The organism is Pseudomonas sp. A214 (assembly GCF_900156295.1).
GTDB classification, from domain to species: Bacteria; Pseudomonadota; Gammaproteobacteria; order Pseudomonadales; family Pseudomonadaceae; genus Aquipseudomonas; species Aquipseudomonas rhizophila.
The window spans coordinates 2717717-2734634 of record NZ_LT707062.1; the positions used below are offsets into that span (position 1 = coordinate 2717717).

Sequence of the window (16918 nt, forward strand, 5' to 3'; positions counted from 1 at the left end):
GTTCAGAGTGTCTTGCCCAGCAAGCCCATGAAGCGATCGATCTCGGCTTCGGTGTTGAGCAGGCCCGGCGCGGTTCGAATGACAGGCCCGGCGTCGCGATGCACGGCGTCGGCGATCACCCGGTTCTGCATCAGGTAGGCGGCGATCTCGTCGCTCTTGCGGCCCTTGACCCGGAAGAAGGTGAAACCGGCCGACACGTCCGGGCTCATGGGCGTGACCAGCTCGATTTGCGGCAACGCCAGCAGCTGTTTTTTCAAGTAGGTGTTGAGCGCGTGAATGCGCGCCTGCACGTCGGCCTTACCCAGTTGCAAGTGCAGCTTGAACGCCTCGTCCGCCGCCCAGCGATGCTCGAAGGCGTGGTAGCCGCCGGGCGTCATGGTGGTGGAAAACGCCGTGGCTTCGGAGAAGGTCGGGATGATCGGCGTGACGTACTTGAGCTCTTCGCTGCGACTGCACACCAGGCCGGTGCCGCGGGGGCCGAACATCCATTTGTGGGTGCCGGCGATGAAGAAGTCGCAATTCATCGCTGGGAAGCTCAGGTCTTCAACACCGAAGCCGTGCACGCCGTCCACCACGTAGATGATGCGTTGCGTATCGCTGCGGCCCTGGTTGTGCTTGTCCACCAGCGCGCCGATCTTGTCGATCGGCAGCTTCACGCCGCTGCCCGAATGCACCCAGGTCATGCCCAGTACGCGGGTTTCGGGACGGATGTTGCGGTCGATGGCGCTCAGGATGTCATCGTGGCTGGCGTTGTGGGCGTTCTCGAACAGTTTGATCTTGCGCACCCGGGTGCCGTCGCGTTGGTTGCGTAAATCAAGGATGGTATGGGTGGCGTAATGTTCGTGGGCGGTGCTGAGGATTTCCTGGTCGGCTGCCACATGGACGCCGCCGTAGATGATCGACAAACCTTCGGTGGTGCTGCCGGTGAGGGCGATCTGCTTCGGGGTCGCTTGCAGGTAGCGGCCGGCCCAGACCCGCACGTTTTCCTCGCGCTCCTCGGTGACGCCCAGGTCCCAGTCCATCAACAGCCCCGGGTTTTTATCCAGCGCGGCGCGATGCCGGTCGATGGCCTCACGTACCGGGCGCGGGTGGGTGGTGACCAGGAAATTGGAGAAGTGCAGGTAGTCCGGGTCCTGGTTGAACAGCGAGCGCAACTGCGCCCATTTGTCCCGGGGCAATGGCGGCAGGGGATCGGCAATGGCCGGGGCGGGAAGACTGGCGGCCAGCGGCAGGCCGGCGGCAAGGATCCCGGCGTGCTTGAGAAAGGTCCGGCGCTCATTCATGGCTGGACGGCCCCCCGGGTCGAGGCCACGGCAGGCCGCGCGGCTTGCTGGACCTGATCCCAGACCCGCAGAAAGTTGCCGCCCCACAGTTTGGCGATGTCCGCTTCGGAGTAGCCGCGGGTCAGCAGTTCGGCGGTGACGTTGCGGATCTCGCCCACGTCTTCCCAGCCTTTGACGCCGCCGCCTTCGTTGAAGTCCGAACTGATGCCGACATGGTCGATGCCGATCTTGCGTACGGTGTAATCGATGGCGTCGCCCAGGTCCTTGAGGCTGGCCTTGGGTTCCTCCTCCAGAATGCCGTAGAGCTGGCCGGCGTATTCACCGAATTTCTGTTCCGGCCACGCGGCGATGATCGGATCGCCCGGCATCAGCGCCATGGCCAGGTTGGGCAGCGGTGGCAGGTCGAAACGCTTGCGCAGGTCGTTGAGTTTATCCTGGGTCTTTTGCGTCAGCGGGCGCAGGTACTGGGAGAAACCGACGACTTGCACCACGCCGCCGCTGGCCTTGATCAGCTGCATTTCCTTGTCGCTGAGGTTGCGCGGGATATCCACCATGGCCCGGGGTGCGGAATGGGAGGCCACCAAGGGTGTGCGGCTCAGTTGCGCAACTTGCTCCAGGGCCTGGGTCGACATCTGCGAGACGTCGATGATTACGCCCAGGTCGTTCAGGCGCGTCACCGCTTGCTTGCCAATCTCCGATAGGCCGCCGAGGGCGTCAGGTGAGTCGTTGAAGAACGGCAGAGGGCGCGAGGAGTCGGCCCAGTCGTTGTTGCCGATGTAGCTGAAGCCGAACATGCGCATGCCGCGTGCCGTCCACAGGTCCAGCAGGCTCAGGTCATGGCCAAGGGGATAGGCGTTGAGCATGCTGATGAAAATCGCGAACTTGCCTTCGCCATGCAGGCGCCGGAAGTCATCCGGGGTGTAGGCGATGGCGACCTGGTTGGGAAAGTCGCGGACCATGCCGGTGATGATCTTGAAGCGCACTTCCTGCTGATTGCGCGCTTCCTCGACGAAGCCGGCGGTGGGCTTGTGCGGCGCGTTGGGGCCGTTCCACAACTCCGGCCAGCCGAAGATCGTCAGGGCCGCGCCGGACAGGTGCCCGCGGTTGGCTTTGACCAGATCGAACTGGCCTTTACCGTCTTTGTCCGCCTCGTGACCGGCGGTGCCGAAATCCAGTGGCACGGAGATGTGGCTGTCGAAGGACAGCAGGCGCTCGTGCAGTTCCCTGGCCTCTTTCATCACCTTGACCGGGTAGCCAGGGTTGTCCCGCCACCAGTGGTCCCAGGCCGCCAGGCCGCCGCCGACCGCCAGTGCAAGGGCCAGGGGCACGCCGATGAAGAGAGCTTTTTTCGAACGTGGTGTTGTCATTGCCGATCTCAGTCAGGTTCGCTGCGGGGGGCTTTGCTATCTGGGGAGAACGAGTGATCGGCGGGGAAATTTAGGTGCGGCCAATGGCCCTATCGCGAGCAGGCTCGCTCCCACATTGGAACGTGCTCACCTGTGGGAGCGAGCCTGCTCGCGATAGCGGTCTGACGGTCGACCGATCTCTCGCGGATGTACCAGATCCATTGTGGGAGCGAGCCTGCTCGCGATGAGGCCCTCACAGCCCCTATAAATTTGTCAGTCCCCCCATCGTTCTAGCTTGGATAAAGCCCGCTCCAGGGCCGAACACAGGTAAGGCAATGACGATTTCTCGACGATGGTTCATGGCGGGCCTGGCGCTGACCGGTGCCGCCGTGCCTGCGGTGTATTACGGGCATCGCGAACTGACCCGGCCGGACCCCACCATCACCCCCGGCGAGGCCTCATTCGATGTGGCGGACGTGGCGGGGCAGCGCCGGGCCGATACGCTGCGGGGTATCTGGACGATCCGTTTTTCAGGAAGCGACGCGGGCCTGGACGGTTTGCCCGGCGACGGTCTGCAAGTGTTCCTCGACATCGCCCACAAAGGCCGTGGGCTGGTGGGCTGTCTCGACACCGCCGAGCGGTTGCGCGCCGATGATGAGCCGCGTTATCGAGTGCTGGGCGACTTGGCGGGGGATGACAAGAAACAATTGAGCTGGCGCCTGATCGGGACCCGGCAGGACGCGCCGGTCTACGAATTCATCATGACCCTGGACGAAGTCTGGGCCGGCTTCGGCAATGCCGGCACTGCCACCCTCAGCGGTCGCGTGTTGCGCCTGGATCGCCCGCTGGCGCTGCCGGAACTCGACAATCAGTTCATCGCCCGCAAGCTGCCGTTCCCCGAAGCCCGGGAACGCACGCCGCTGAGCCCGCCATTGCTGGCCTGGCTGGTGTCGCCGGAGCATCGGTTGTTCCATCAGCTCTGGCACGCCTCGCGGGACAAATGGCACAGCCTGGACGAAGACAAGCGCAATGCCTTGCGAGGCATCGGCTGGCAGCCCGGCCCACGGGACCATGAACGTGACGCTCGTGGCAAGCGTAAGGATCGCAACGGCTCGGGCGTGGATTTCTTTTTCATGCACCGGCACATGCTCGGCACGGCCCGTTCGTTCCAGCCGCTGCCGTCGTGGCCGCGCTTCCCGTTGCCGCAACCGGAGCTGGAGCGTGATCGACTGGGCTTTGCCCGGTATTTCGATAACCACGATGGCACAGCTTTGCCGCCCACCTGGCTGGCCAGCGGCGACGAGCAGTACGCCCAATGGGTGAGTGACATCAAGACTGCCGAGACCTATCACAGCAACTTCCAGGTCTGGGAATCGCGCTACCGCGACCCGCGCTACCTGTCGAAACTGACCCTCGGCCAGTTTGGCTCGGAAGTGGAACTGGGCCTGCATGACTGGCTGCACATGCGCTGGGCTTCGGTGCCCCGCGATCCTTCCAACGGCCACCCGGTGCCCTTCGCCCGCGACCCGGCGGACTTCGCCCAGCGCTGGTACGAACCGGAAAACGATTTTCTCGGCGACCCGTTTTCCTCCCATGTGAACCCGGTGTTCTGGGCCTTCCACGGCTGGATCGACGACCGCCTCGAAGACTGGTTCCGCGCTCACGAACGTTTCCATCCGGGTGAAGTGAGCCGGCTGGAAGTCAACGGTGTGCCGTGGTTCGCCCCCGGCCGCTGGGTAGAAATCGCCGACCCCTGGCTGGGCCCGGTCACCCACGGCTGCAGCACCACACCGGGGCTGCAAGCTGGACGTTCGGTGGAAATGGACCCGGAAACCATGAAACTGGCCCTGCGCATCACCTTCGGCAGCGACGACAAAAAACTCTCCGAACTGTTCCGCCGCGTGCCGCAGCGGCCGTGGTATGCGCGTAATCTCAAGAGTAAGCCGGTGTAAAGCGTCGCTTCCCAAAGAAAACCAAAGCGAACGCTGTTGTGGCGAGGGGATTTATCCCCGCTGGGGTGCGAAGCAGCCCCTTTAGCCGGCACCTCGGTGAGTCAGTTGCTTTGAGTGCGCTGGTTTGGGGCTGCTTCGCAGCCCAGCGGGGATAAATCCCCTCGCCACAAATATCATTGGCTTGAGAGGGCATGCGCCTTTAACGCGGCACTGCGATGTCCAGGGCGCGGTTCGCCAGCAGCTCACTCAGCTCGACCATCTGCTGGATCCCCAAGGCAAAACTCCGTCGCGCGCCGTCCAAATCAAATGCCAGTTCGTTGGCCATGACATTGACTGACGCAAGGGTTTCGCTGAGGTTGGCCAGCAGGCATTCCAGGTCCGCGCCTTCCGCAACGGTGAACAACTGGCCCGGCGGTGGAGTGGGGTTTTCAGGTTTGGGGTCGAGGTAGTAGGAGAGGGCGCGGTCGGCGGCTTCATCGTTCCTACGCTCTGCGTGGGAATGCAGCCAGGGACGCTCCGCGTCCCAAAGAGCAGAACGCAGAGCGTCAGTAGAGGCATTCCTTTGCTGCGCGTGGGAACGATAGAAACGTGTGTTCGACGCTCACATCACCCGCCAACCCCCACCCAGCGCCCTGTACAACGCCACGCTCGCCTGCACCCGCGCCAATCGCAATTGCACGTTCATGTCCTGGGCGGCGTACAGCGTGCGTTGGGTTTCCAGCACCGTGAGCAAATCTTCGGCGCCGGCCTGATAACGGCTCTGGGCGATGTCGAAGGCGCTCTGGGCCTGGTGCAGTTCTTCGCTTTGCCATTGTCGCTGCTGGTCGAGCCCGTGGATGCCGTTCAGGGCTTTTTCGACGTCGGCGAAGCCGTTGATGATGGCGGCGCGGTAGAGCTCCAGCAGTTCTTCCTGGCGCGCGGTGGCTCGGTCGCGTTCGGCCTTGAGGCGGCCGTTGTTGAAGATCGGCGCGGCCAAACCTGCGGTGAGGTTGTAGACGTTGTTGCGCAGCAACTGCTCGGCAATGTCGGCGCCGGTGGCGAGGCTCAGGCCCAGGGTCACGGACGGCAACATCGCCGCGCGGGCTACGCTGATGTCGGCCTGGGCGGCGGCGAGGCGGGCTTCGGCGGCGGCGATGTCGGGGCGGCGACTGAGCAGGTCGCTGGGCACCCCGGCGTCGATGGCGGGCCAGTGCAATCGGTCGAAATTTTCATCGTCGAGTGTGACCGACTGCACCGGTTGCCCCAGCAGCGCCGCCAGGCTGATCAAGGCTTCCCGGGCCTGCTGCTGCACTTGAGGCAACCTGCGCTGTTGCGCCGCCACCAGGCTTTTTTGCTGGGACAACTCCAGGGCCGTGGCACTGCCGGCGTCGTAGCGGGTCTGCACCAGATCGAGTACACGTTGGGCGTTGTCCAGGTTCTGTTCGGCGATGCGCTGTTGCTCGCGCAGGGACAACGCCTGGGTGTAGCTGTTGGCGACGCCGCTGAGCAGGGTCAATTCCACGGTCGCCCGATCGAACTGGCTGGCTGACAGACTGCTCAGCGCGCTGTTCCGGGCCGCCCGTTTGCCGCCCCAGAAGTCCAGCTCATAGCTGGCGCTGAGGTGGGCGTCGTAATAGTCGATGGTGCGGTTGTCCCGATTGACGTCCAGTTGGCTGTAACCCTTGCCCCGCAACAACTCTTGACGAGTGCCGTTGAGCCCGGCTGTGACCGCTGGCAGCAGCGGCGCGCCGGCGATCACTGCGCTGGCCTCGGCCTGGCGCACCCGGGCCATGGCGGCAGCGAGGTCGTAACTTTCCCGGCGCGCCTGCTCGATCAAACGGTTCAATTGCGGACTACCAAAGTGCGTCCACCATTGCTGGTTATCGGTTCGAGCGGTGGCGGTGTCGAAACTTTGCCAGGCCGGTGGCGGCTGGATGCCGCTGTCCGGCGTCGGCGCGGGGGTGCCGCAGGCCGCCAGTAACAGGCCTGCGGCCAGGAGGGTCAGGTGCGCTTTCATAAGGTGAGGTTCATTCACTGGTGAGGGCCGCGACCGGGTCGAGGCGGGCCGCCTTGCGGGCCGGCATGAAACCGAAGACAACGCCGGTGACCAGGGCGCAGCCGAAAGCGCCGAACACCGCCAGCCATTCGAAGGCCACGGCGATCTTGCCTAGCAGCAACGCACCGCCCACCAGCAAGGCCAGGCCGATCCCGGCCAGCCCACCGACCACCGAGAGCATCACCGCTTCGGTGAGGAACTGGCGCAGGATGTCCCGCTGGCGCGCGCCGGTGGCCATGCGAATGCCGATCTCGCGGGTTCGCTCGCGCACGGTCATGAGCATGATGTTCATCACGCCGATGCCACCCACTAGCAGCGAAATCGCGGCAATGGCCCCGAGCATCAGCGACAGTGTGCCCTGGGTGCGCGCCTCGGCCTGGATCATCGCGGCGTTGTTGGTCAGTTCGAAATCCTGCTTGCCGTCATGCAGGCGCAACAGGGCGCGGGAGATGGCCTGTTCGGCCTCCCTGACCTTGCCCGCGTCCCGGGCGGCGATCACCACGTACTCGGGATGCCGGCTGCCAAACAAGCGCACGCTGGCGGCGGAGTAGGGCACGGCGATGCGGTTGTCGGCGTCCGAATCCCCGGAGCTGGCACCTTTTTCCGCCAGCACGCCGACCACCTGAAAGGGCACGTTCTCAATCAGGATGTAGCGACCGATGGGGTCGTCGACCTCCTTGAGCAGCTTGTGCCGGACCTTGTGACCGATCACTGCCACTGCCGCCGCGCTGCGTTCATCGGCATCGGTGAAGTAGCTGCCCTGGGCCACCGGCCAATTGAAGATGGTCGGGAAGTTCGTATCGTTGCCGCCGACGTAGCTGGTGTGGTCGAGGTTGCCGAAACGCACGCTGGCGTCGGCGCCGTTGACCGGCATGATGCGCTGCACCTCGGGCAGGGCGGCGAGGGCCGCCAGGTCGTGTTCGCTGATGATGCCCTTGGCGGCGCGCGGGGTGGGCGCGGTGCCGTTGAGGTAGATGATGTTGGAGCCGAAGGCGCCCATCTGGGCCATGACCTGACGTTTGCTGCCTTCGCCCACGGCCAGCATCACCACCACCGAGGCCACACCGATGACAATGCCCAGCAGCGTCAGGGCGGTGCGGAAGCGGTTGATCCACATCACCCGCCACGCCGCTTGCACGGCGTCGAGCAGTTCGCCTTTCCAGGCGCCGTTGTGTTCGCTGCCGGCGCTCAGGCGCTGGCGCAGGTCCACCGCTTGCAGTGCCTTCGGATTGGCTTGCACGTGGTGCGGCAAAGCGCCGGCGCTGTCGCTGATGATCAGTCCGTCGCGAATCTCAATGATGCGCTTGGCCCGCGCCGCCACCTCGCGGTCGTGGGTGATCAGGATCACCACATGACCCTGGCTCGCCAGTTCGTCGAGCAACGCCATGACCTCGATGCCGCTCTGGCTGTCGAGGGCGCCGGTGGGTTCGTCGGCGAGGATGATGTGGCCGCCGTTCATCAATGCCCGGGCAATCGACACCCGTTGCTGCTGGCCGCCGGACAGTTGATGAGGGCGATTGCCGGTGCGGCTGGCCAGACCCAGGCGTTCGAGCAGGGCGCTGGCCCGGGCGTGGCGTTCGGCGGCCGAAGTACCGGCGTAGATGGCTGGCATCTCGACGTTTTCCTGGGCGGTGCCGGACGGGATCAGGTGATAGCCCTGGAACACGAAGCCGAAGGCTTCGCGCCGCAGCCAGGCCAGTTCGTCACTGCCCAGGCCGGCGACGTCTTCGCCGGCAAACCGGTAATCGCCGCTGGTGGGGCGGTCGAGGCAGCCGAGGATGTTCATCAAGGTGGACTTGCCGGAGCCGGACGCTCCGACAATCGCCAGGAATTCCCCGGCGTGAATGGACAAGTCGATGCCGCGCAGTACCTCCACCCGAGGGCTGTCGCCACCGCCGTAAACCTTGCGAATGTCCCGCAGTTCGATCAGGGGCGCGTCCATTCAGCCTCCGCTGCCGACGGCCGGACCGATCAGCACCCGGTCGCCTTCGCTCAGGCCGTCGAGAATTTCGGTACGCAGCCGATCGCTGACGCCGGTGCGAACAGTGCGCGGCTGGACATCGCCATTGTCGGCCACCACCTGCACTTGCCTGGCGTTAGCCTGCAACGCAGCGCTGGGCACGGTCAGGACATCGCGTGCCTGGGCGGCAACAAAAAACACCTGGGCGGTCATTTCCGTCATCAGGGCGCGGTCGGCGTTATCCACATCCAGCAACACGGTATAGAGCACCACCCGTTCGCTGCCACTGCGCCCGCCCGTGAGGCTGCCGCCCTGGCTCGCTTCCAGCGGGCGCGGCGGCACCGGCAGGATCTGGCGCACGGTGCTGCTCCAGCGCCGGGCGCCGCCGGCCAGGGTGGTGAAGTAGGCGGTCATGCCCGGTTTGACGTGGCCGATGTCCGCTTCCGAGACTTCGGCCCAGACCGTCATTGGCGACAGGCGCGCGATGCGCAGAATCAACGGGGTTTGCTGCTGGGCGTTAAGAGTCTGGCCTTCCCGGGCACCGACGGCGACCACGGTGCCGCTCATGGGCGCGAAAATGCGCGTGTAACCCAGCTCGGCCTCGTCACTGCGCAGGTTGGCCTGGGCCTGGCGGATCTGGGCCTGGAACATGTCGATGCGCGCCTGGGTCGCCCGCACTTCGGCCTGGGCGGTCTGCACGTCTTCCTCGCGGGTGGCGCCGCCGGCCTTGAGTTGCTGCTGGCGGCGGAATTTCTGCTGGGCCAGATCGTGCTGGGCTCGTTGTTCCTGGAGCTGGGCCTTGAGGTTTTCAATGGAGAAGCGTCCGGCGTCCAGCTTGGCCTTTTGTGTGGAGGGATCGATCTCAACCAGCAATTGGCCTTCGCGAACTTCGTCGCCGGCTTCTACATGAATCTTGCGGATCTGCCCGGACGCCTGGGCGCCGACGTCCACGTAACGCCGCGGTTGCAGGGTGCCCAGGGCGGTGACGCTGTTTTCGATATCGCCACGGGTGACGGGGGCGGTAATAAGCGATTCACGGCTCGGGGCCACCGCTTGCCAGGCGGCAAAGGCCACGGCTGGAAGCAGGGCGAAGGTTAAAAGCCAGGCGCGTCGGGTAGGGCGGGGACGTTTCATGCAGGGTTCCGGCCGGTGGTGTCGGGCCCGTTCCATGAGGGGCAGGGACGGGAGGCTGTCTTGGTAAACGAGCGCTTCGGACGGGAATTTACTGTGTGAAACACTTGGTAGCAGGATGGCGGATGGGCAACGCAACAACCAAGACAGGTGATGTTGTGGCGAGGGGATTTATCCCCGCAGGGCTGCGCAGCAGCCCCAAAACCTGCTACTCAAAACATCTGGCACACCGAGTTGTTGGCTATGAGGGGCTGCTGTGCAGCCCAGCGGGGATAAATCCCCTCGCCACAACATCAGTGTCGGTGCCAGTAGAAATGAACGAATCAGCCTTGATACAAACCAAAGCTTTAAATCTATATGAGAATTACTATAAATTACGCGATGAAATCTGCCACTATCGTGCCATTGCCGATTTCAGGCACGCCGATCTGGCACAGGGATAGCTGTCGCAGCCATTGCGCAGGGGAGTCATGTTGGAAAACTACTATCGCGAGCTGGTGTGTTTCCTGAACGCCAGGCTAGGCAACCGCCAGGTGGCCGAGGATGTGGTGCATGACGCCTATGTGCGGGTACTTGAGCGCGCCAGTGACACGCCCATCGAACAACCTCGCGCGTTCCTGTACCGCACCGCATTGAACCTGGTGATCGACGGGCATCGGCGCAATACCCTGCGCCAGGTCGAATCCCTGGACGTGCTGGACAGCGAAGAGCGTTTCTTCACGCCATCGCCCCATACCAGCCTTGACCACGGTCAGCGCCTGGACCTGCTCCAGCGCGCCCTGGCCGAATTGCCACCGCTGTGCCGCGAGAGTTTCCTGCTGCGCAAGCTCGAAGGCCTGTCCCACCCGCAAATCGCCGAACGCCTGGGCATTTCCCGGGCGCTGGTGGAAAAGCACATCGTCAACGCCATGAAGCATTGCCGCACTCGTATGCGGCAGTGGGACGCGCATTAATCCGTCCACGCCGGTCGCATCGCGGTAAATTTTTTTTCACTGTCCTCGTTCCTCTCAACAGACGACTTGCCGGCTTGCCAAAGATCGGTCGGGTCACCCCAGGCTTTTCGCGCCCTGTTGAGGGGCCCTCCAGAGGACACTGGACATGACACAGGCAATTGCTTCGCCCAACGTTCACGACTTGATCGGTATCGGCTTCGGCCCCTCGAACCTGGCGCTGGCCATCGCGCTGCAGGAGCGGGGCCCGGTCCAGGGCGAACTGGATGTGCTGTTCCTCGACAAACAGGCCGACTACCGCTGGCATGGCAATACCCTGGTGACCCAGAGCGAGTTGCAGATTTCTTTCCTCAAGGATCTGGTAACCCTGCGCAACCCCACCAGCCCCTATTCGTTCGTCAATTACCTCAAGCATCACGGCCGCCTGGTGGACTTCATCAACCTTGGCACGTTCTACCCGTGCCGCATGGAGTACAACGACTACCTGCGCTGGGTGGCCGGGCAGTTCACCGGGCAGAGCCGCTACGGCGAAGAAGTGCTGCGCATCGAGCCGGTGTTGCACAACCAGCAGGTCGACGCCTTGCGGGTGATTTCCCGCGACAGCCAGGGCGAAGAGCTCGTGCGCAGCGCCCGCTCGGTGGTGGTCAGTGCTGGCGGTACGCCGCGTATCCCCGACGCGTTCACCGCCTTCAAGGAGGATGCTCGGGTGTTCCACCATTCCCAGTACCTGGAGCGCATGGCGACTCAGCCGTGCGTGAACGGCCAGCCCATGACCATCGCCATCATCGGCGGCGGGCAGAGCGCGGCGGAAGCCTTCATCGACCTCAACGACAGTTTTCCTTCGGTGCAGGTCGACATGATCCTGCGCGGCTCGGCCCTCAAGCCTGCCGATGACAGCCCGTTCGTCAACGAGGTGTTCTCCCCGGAATTCACCGATCTGGTGTTCCAGCAGCCCCACAGCGAACGCGAACGGCTGGTCAACGAGTACCACAACACCAACTATTCGGTGGTGGACATCGACCTGATCGAACGCATCTACGGGATTTTCTATCGCCAGAAAGTCTCGGGCATCGCCCGTCATGCCTTCCGTACCCTCACCACGGTGGAGAAAGCCACGGCCACCGATGCCGGCGTGGAGCTGGCGGTGCGCAACAACGCCACCGGCGAGTTGAGCGTGCGCCGTTATGACGCGGTGGTGCTGGCCACCGGTTACGAACGGCAGATGCACCGCACATTGCTGGCGCCACTTGAGCAATACCTGGGGAATTTCGAGGTAGATCGCAACTACAAATTGATCACCGACGAGCGCTGCAAAGCGGCGATCTACATGCAGGGCTTCTGCCAGGCCAGCCACGGCCTGAGCGATACCTTGTTGTCGATCCTGCCGGTGCGCGCCGATGAGATCGCCGGTTCGCTGTACGAGCACAGCAAACATCGCGGACAGAGCCGTTCGGTGCGCGACCTGAAGCTGGCCACGGCGTAAGCAATCGGCAGTCTCGCCAGGAAATTCTTCAGAAACTTCCTACACTCACCTCACGTGTCCTGTCTTTCAGGCAGGCGCGTTGACGGTTCGCTGTTCCCTCGCTTTGGCAGTCTGAACCCATCAGCCGGTCTCCCTGACTTGACGTGAAGTCGGGGGTGTTCCGGGCCGACTACGCCAAACGAAACAACCTGAGCCAAATGACGCTGTTCTTACGCACAGGCCTGGTGGCGCTGTTGCTGGGCTTATCAAGTGTGACGCCGCAGGTTGGCGCGGCACCTGAGTCGCTGCAAGTGCTCGGGCGCTCCAGTGTGAGCGACTATTCGGTATCCCTGGGGGAGGCCGACTGGAACTGGCTACGCGGCAAGGGAACGTTGCTGTTGGGGGCCTCGGCGCCGGATTACGCACCGTTCGGTATCACCAGCAATGGCCGCGACTATGAAGGCCTCACTGCTGACTATGCCCAGTTGCTGGGGCAGATGTTGCACGTCGATGTGCGGGTGCAGCGTTACGCGTCACGGGAGGCATCGCTCCAGGCGCTGCGCAGCGGTGAGATCGACATGCTCGGCACGGCCAACGGCTTCGAAGCCAGCGACCCGGCGTTGGCGATGTCCCAGGCCTATGCCGATGACCTGCCCACCCTGGTGGCCCGCGTCGCGGATAGCCAGGACTTGCCCACGGACCTGGCGGGCATGCGCGTGGCGATGCTGTATCACTATTTGCCCACCGAGACAGTCAAGGCGTTTTATCCGGATGCGGCCTTGCAGTTATACCCCTCGACCTTGAGCGCTATCGGCGCTGTGGCGTTTGGGCAGGCCGACGTTTACCTGGGGGATTCGATCAGCTCCAATTACCTGATCAGCAAGAACTACCTGAACAACGTCCAACTGGCTGATTTCTCACGCATGGAAGTACAGCCGTTCGCCTTTGCGGTCAGCCGCGAGAACGCACGCCTGCTGCGCATTATCAATGCCGCGCTACAAGCTATCCCCGCCAGTGAACGCATGAGCATCCTGCGGCGCTGGAGCGCTGGCGGTGCGAGCATACCCGGTCAGCAACCCCTGCATTTCAGCGTCAAGGAACAGCGTTGGCTGAATGCACATCCGCGGATCACAGTGGCCGTCAACCAGAACTTCCCGCCACTCACATTTATCGATGAACAAGGCCATTTGCGCGGTATCAGCGCCGATGTGCTGGCCCGGATCAGCCTGCGCACCGGCCTGAAGTTCGATATCCAGCGGGGTAACTCGCTTCATGATGTGATCGGGCGCGTCAGAAGCGGTCGGGCCGACGTACTGGCCGCCGCTCCACCGAGCACCGAGCTTGAGGGGGCGTTGCGTTTTACCCGGCCCTACCTGAGCAATCCGTTCGTGCTGGTGGCACCCTTGAGGGGCAAGGTCCCGTTGACGTTGGACCAGATGGAGGGCAAACGCCTGGCGCTGATCCGGGGCAATGTGCTGCGTGAGTATCTGCTGGAACAGTTTCCCCGGGTGCACCTGGTGCCGGCTGAAAACGCGGCGGATGCGATGTCCATGGTCGCCGCCGGCACAGTGGACGGCGCGGTCAATTCGCTGATCAGTGCCCGCTATATGATTTCCCGCCAGTACCGCGGCAAACTGCAAATCACCAGCACCGTGGGAACGTTTCCGGAGAGCGTGGCCCTGGCGACTCATCGTGATGCGCCGGAGCTGCATTCGATCCTGGACAAGGCGCTGCTGAGCATTTCTCCCGAAGAAATGGACGAGCTGACCAATCGTTGGCGCAGTGAAGTGGTGATCGACGACAACTACTGGTTGCGCAACCGCACCACTATCGTCCAGGGGTTCGCCATCGCCGCGCTGCTGTTGCTGCTGGCATTGGGGTGGGTCGTTTACCTGCGGCGTCTGCTGGAACAGCTGCGCGTGGCCAAGCAAAGCGCCGATGATGCCAACCGGGCCAAGACCACTTTCCTGGCGACCATGAGCCATGAAATCCGCACCCCCATGAACGCGGTGATCGGCATGCTGGAGCTGGCCCTGAAAAAAGCTGACCAGGGTGTCATGGACCGGTTCGCCATCGAAGTCGCGTCGGGCGCCGCTCGCGGCATGCTCGACTTGATCGGTGACATCCTCGACATCGCCCGCATCGAGTCCGGCAGGTTGTCGCTGACCCCGCAGCGGGCCAACCTGCGGGAACTGATCGAGTCGGTGGCACGGATCTTTGAAGGCCTGGCCTGGCAGAAACAACTGCACTTACAGCTTGAACTCGACGCCGCGATCAACCGCGACGTATTGGTTGATCCGTTGCGTTTCAAGCAGATCGTGTCGAACCTGCTGAGCAACGCCATCAAGTTCACCGACCAGGGGCAGGTGCGCTTGAGTGTGCGAGCCGCACCGGGCGATGACGCGCAGTGCCTGCCGATCCGCCTGCGCGTCGAAGACACCGGCTGTGGTATTTCGGCCGAGGATCAGCGCCGCTTGTTCAGCCCTTTTACCCAGGCCAGCAACAACACCCAGTCGGCCCGCAGCGGCTCCGGGTTGGGGCTGGTGATCAGCCGCACGCTCTGCGAAATGATGGGCGGCACCCTGACGTTGAGCAGCGTGCCGGGGGAGGGCACGCAGATTGAAGTTCTGCTGAGCCTGCCGGCGCTCGATGCCTTGGCTCAAGCGCCGTCGGCGCAAGTCGAGGCGCTGGCACCGGTGCGGGCGCTGAACATTCTGGTGGTGGACGACTACCCGGCCAACCGTTTGCTGCTGTCCCAGCAACTGAGCTATCTGGGCCATCGCGTCCGCGAAGCCGACGATGGTGTCCAGGGGTTGCGCGCCTGGCGTGCTGAACGATTCGATGTCGTCATTACCGACTGCAACATGCCGTTGATGAGCGGCTACGAACTGGCCCGGGCCATTCGCGAGGCGGAGCGGACCGAGGGTTTGTCGCCGGGGGTGATCCTGGGTTTCACGGCCAATGCCCAGCCCGAGGAAAAGGCCCGCTGTGTCGAGGCCGGCATGGACGATTGCCTGTTCAAACCCATCAGCCTCAAGGAACTGAACAGCTGCCTGGCTTCGGTCACGCAGGATTGCGCTGCAGTGCCCGATGAGCGGGTGCCTGCGCCGACCACCGGCGACATCGACTTGAGCAGCCTTGAACTATTGAGCGCAGGTGACACGGGCTCAATCAAAAAACTGCTAGTGGAAATGGTCAACAGCAATGCCGAAGACCTGGCGCAATTGATGCGTCTGCTCGCCCGACAAGACCTGCCAGGGCTGGCGGATCTGGCGCACCGGGTCAAGGGTGGCGCGCTGATGATCAGGGCCCAGCGCCTGATTGCCGCCTGCGAAGCCCTGGAAAGTGCCTGCCGTGGCGGCGACCGGTCGTTGCTCGCCGCCGCGGTGGATGACGTGCGCCAAGCCATGGAGCACCTGACTGAACGACTGGAGGCCTATGTGGCGGGGGAGCTTGCTCCCGCTGGGGCGCGAAGTGGTCCCCGCGGGTCTTCTCATGGATAAGCGAGCCGCGTAGTCATCCCGAAGCTACATGCGAAGTACCTTTTTCCTCCCTTTTTTGGGATTCGTCCTACAGCGCCTCTCAAAAGCTTCCTCTAGCCTGACGCCCCTTAACGATTGGGATGCCTGTCATGCCGAACAAAGCATTACGTATCATGATTGCCGACACGCAACATGCTCATCGAATGAGGCTTGAGCACCTGTTCAATCAACAGGGTTATTTTCGGATCGCCCCCGTGAGTGGCCTGCAGGAGCTGTTGACGCTGGTGGAATACGGCAGCGAGCCGTTCGACCTGGTCGTGGTCAATGCCGGCTTGGCCAACGGCGCGCTGAACCTGCACGATTTCATTCTCGATAACCCCCAGCTTCGTCACGCGATGATTTACAACACACCACAGGTCGGCCTGTCCTCGGCGGCGGTCGCGCGGCGGCCGGGCATGCACTTGAGCCCGGCCCAGTTGCCTGACCTTGCGTCACTGGCAAGTCTGATGGAGCGGATTGATCCCCAGGCCAGCGAGTTGACGCGACCCTGGCTTCGCCCTCTCAGGCAAGGTCACGCAGGGTGAAGCTGCACCGTTGGTCGGCACTGTCAGACCTGACAGGTGGCATGGCCCGGCGCCTGTGCAACAGTCCGAAGCAGTCATGGCATCGGCGCCGTTTGCATTTACGTGGGGAGTTGCCTTGAAAGACGTATTGATCGTGGATGACCACCCTGTCATACGAGGGGCATTGCGGCTCATTTGCCAGAACGAGGGGTTTACCGGAGTCAGGGACGCGAGCGGTGTCGCCGACGCCAGGGCGTTGATCAAGGAAAAGGCCCCAGACCTGGTGATTCTGGACCTGGTGATGAACGGATTCGATGGCATGGATCTGTTGGTCTGGATCATGACCCAGTTCCCAGAGTGCGGGGTGCTGGTATTCACTTCCCAGGACGCGCAGCACTTCTGCAACCGCTGCATCTCGGCCGGAGCCAGGGGCTTTGTGACCAAGAAAAGCGACCTGAAAGAACTGATCAAGGCCATTCATGCGCTGAAATCCGGCTACTCCTATTTCCCTCAAATGCCAGTCAGGCTGGATTTTCAACAACGCACTGAACAGCAGACCCTGGAAAGTCTCTCGACCCGCGAGCTATCCATTCTGCGAATGCTGGCCATGGGAATGCGCGGCAAGGACATCGCCGAGGCCTTGTTCCTGAGTCCGAAAACCGTCAGCACCTACAAGACCCGTCTGCTGGAAAAACTCGGACTCAAGACGCTGGTGGGTCTGTCGGATTTCGCCAAGCGCAATCATTTGTGATCC

13 protein-coding genes are annotated in these 16918 nt (G+C 63.2%); 7 read left to right on the top strand and 6 right to left on the bottom strand.

Annotated elements, in window-relative coordinates:
• Window positions 1–2: 2 nt before the first annotated feature.
• Together pvdN and pvdM are read right to left on the bottom strand one after the other, a co-directional pair.
• Window positions 3–1283, bottom strand: a complete 1281-nt coding sequence (gene pvdN, locus BW979_RS12250) for a pyoverdine-tailoring periplasmic protein PvdN (protein ID WP_076383891.1) — start codon at window positions 1281–1283, stop codon at window positions 3–5.
• Window positions 1280–2650, bottom strand: coding sequence for a pyoverdine-tailoring dipeptidase-like protein PvdM (pvdM, locus tag BW979_RS12255; RefSeq protein ID WP_076383892.1), 1371 nt, complete (start codon window positions 2648–2650; stop codon window positions 1280–1282). Before pvdM ends, pvdN begins: the two co-directional genes overlap by 4 nt.
• Before the next feature lie 314 nt (window positions 2651–2964).
• On the opposite strand from pvdM, the gene pvdP reads away from it, so the two are divergent.
• Window positions 2965–4581, top strand: a complete 1617-nt coding sequence (gene pvdP / locus BW979_RS12260; protein ID WP_076383893.1) for a pyoverdine maturation tyrosinase PvdP — start codon at window positions 2965–2967, stop codon at window positions 4579–4581.
• Between the two features lie 199 nt (window positions 4582–4780).
• Here the strand turns inward: pvdP and BW979_RS27290 are convergent, their stop codons facing one another.
• The 4 genes from BW979_RS27290 to BW979_RS12280 all read right to left on the bottom strand — a co-directional run bounded on the left by BW979_RS27290 (window position 4781) and on the right by BW979_RS12280 (window position 9710).
• The gene (locus tag BW979_RS27290) at window positions 4781–5086 is read right to left on the bottom strand and encodes a DUF6124 family protein (RefSeq protein ID WP_172833820.1); all 306 of its coding nucleotides are present in this window, start codon (window positions 5084–5086) and stop codon (window positions 4781–4783) included.
• Window positions 5087–5182: 96 nt separating this feature from the next.
• Window positions 5183–6577, bottom strand: a complete 1395-nt coding sequence (locus BW979_RS12270; protein WP_076383895.1) for an efflux transporter outer membrane subunit — start codon at window positions 6575–6577, stop codon at window positions 5183–5185.
• Window positions 6578–6587: 10 nt separating this feature from the next.
• Window positions 6588–8558 (bottom strand): MacB family efflux pump subunit, encoded by a 1971-nt coding sequence (locus tag BW979_RS12275; protein ID WP_076383896.1) that lies wholly within the window; start codon window positions 8556–8558, stop codon window positions 6588–6590.
• Complete coding sequence (locus tag BW979_RS12280; protein ID WP_076383897.1) at window positions 8559–9710, bottom strand: efflux RND transporter periplasmic adaptor subunit; 1152 nt, start codon at window positions 9708–9710, stop codon at window positions 8559–8561.
• Window positions 9711–9832: 122 nt separating this feature from the next.
• Here BW979_RS12280 and BW979_RS27415 point away from each other — a divergent pair, with 122 nt between their 5' ends.
• From BW979_RS27415 to BW979_RS12305, 6 genes are all read left to right on the top strand, one after another.
• A complete protein-coding gene (locus BW979_RS27415) occupies window positions 9833–10150 on the top strand; it encodes a hypothetical protein (protein WP_155417191.1) in 318 nt (105 codons plus the stop codon).
• A 27-nt stretch (window positions 10151–10177) separates the two neighbouring features.
• Entirely contained in the window at window positions 10178–10660 is a 483-nt protein-coding gene (locus BW979_RS12285; protein WP_076383898.1) for a sigma-70 family RNA polymerase sigma factor, read from the top strand.
• A gap of 145 nt (window positions 10661–10805) precedes the next feature.
• A complete protein-coding gene (locus BW979_RS12290; protein ID WP_076383899.1) occupies window positions 10806–12140 on the top strand; it encodes a lysine N(6)-hydroxylase/L-ornithine N(5)-oxygenase family protein in 1335 nt (444 codons plus the stop codon).
• A gap of 197 nt (window positions 12141–12337) precedes the next feature.
• Window positions 12338–15622 (top strand): transporter substrate-binding domain-containing protein, encoded by a 3285-nt coding sequence (locus BW979_RS12295; RefSeq protein WP_076386588.1) that lies wholly within the window; start codon window positions 12338–12340, stop codon window positions 15620–15622.
• Window positions 15623–15750: 128 nt separating this feature from the next.
• Window positions 15751–16185 carry a chemotaxis protein CheY gene (locus BW979_RS12300; protein ID WP_047229284.1) on the top strand — a complete coding sequence of 145 codons (435 nt, stop codon included), beginning with the start codon at window positions 15751–15753 and terminating at the stop codon, window positions 16183–16185.
• 115 nt (window positions 16186–16300) lie between these two features.
• A complete protein-coding gene (locus BW979_RS12305; RefSeq protein ID WP_047229283.1) occupies window positions 16301–16915 on the top strand; it encodes a response regulator transcription factor in 615 nt (204 codons plus the stop codon).
• Window positions 16916–16918: the final 3 nt, after the last annotated feature.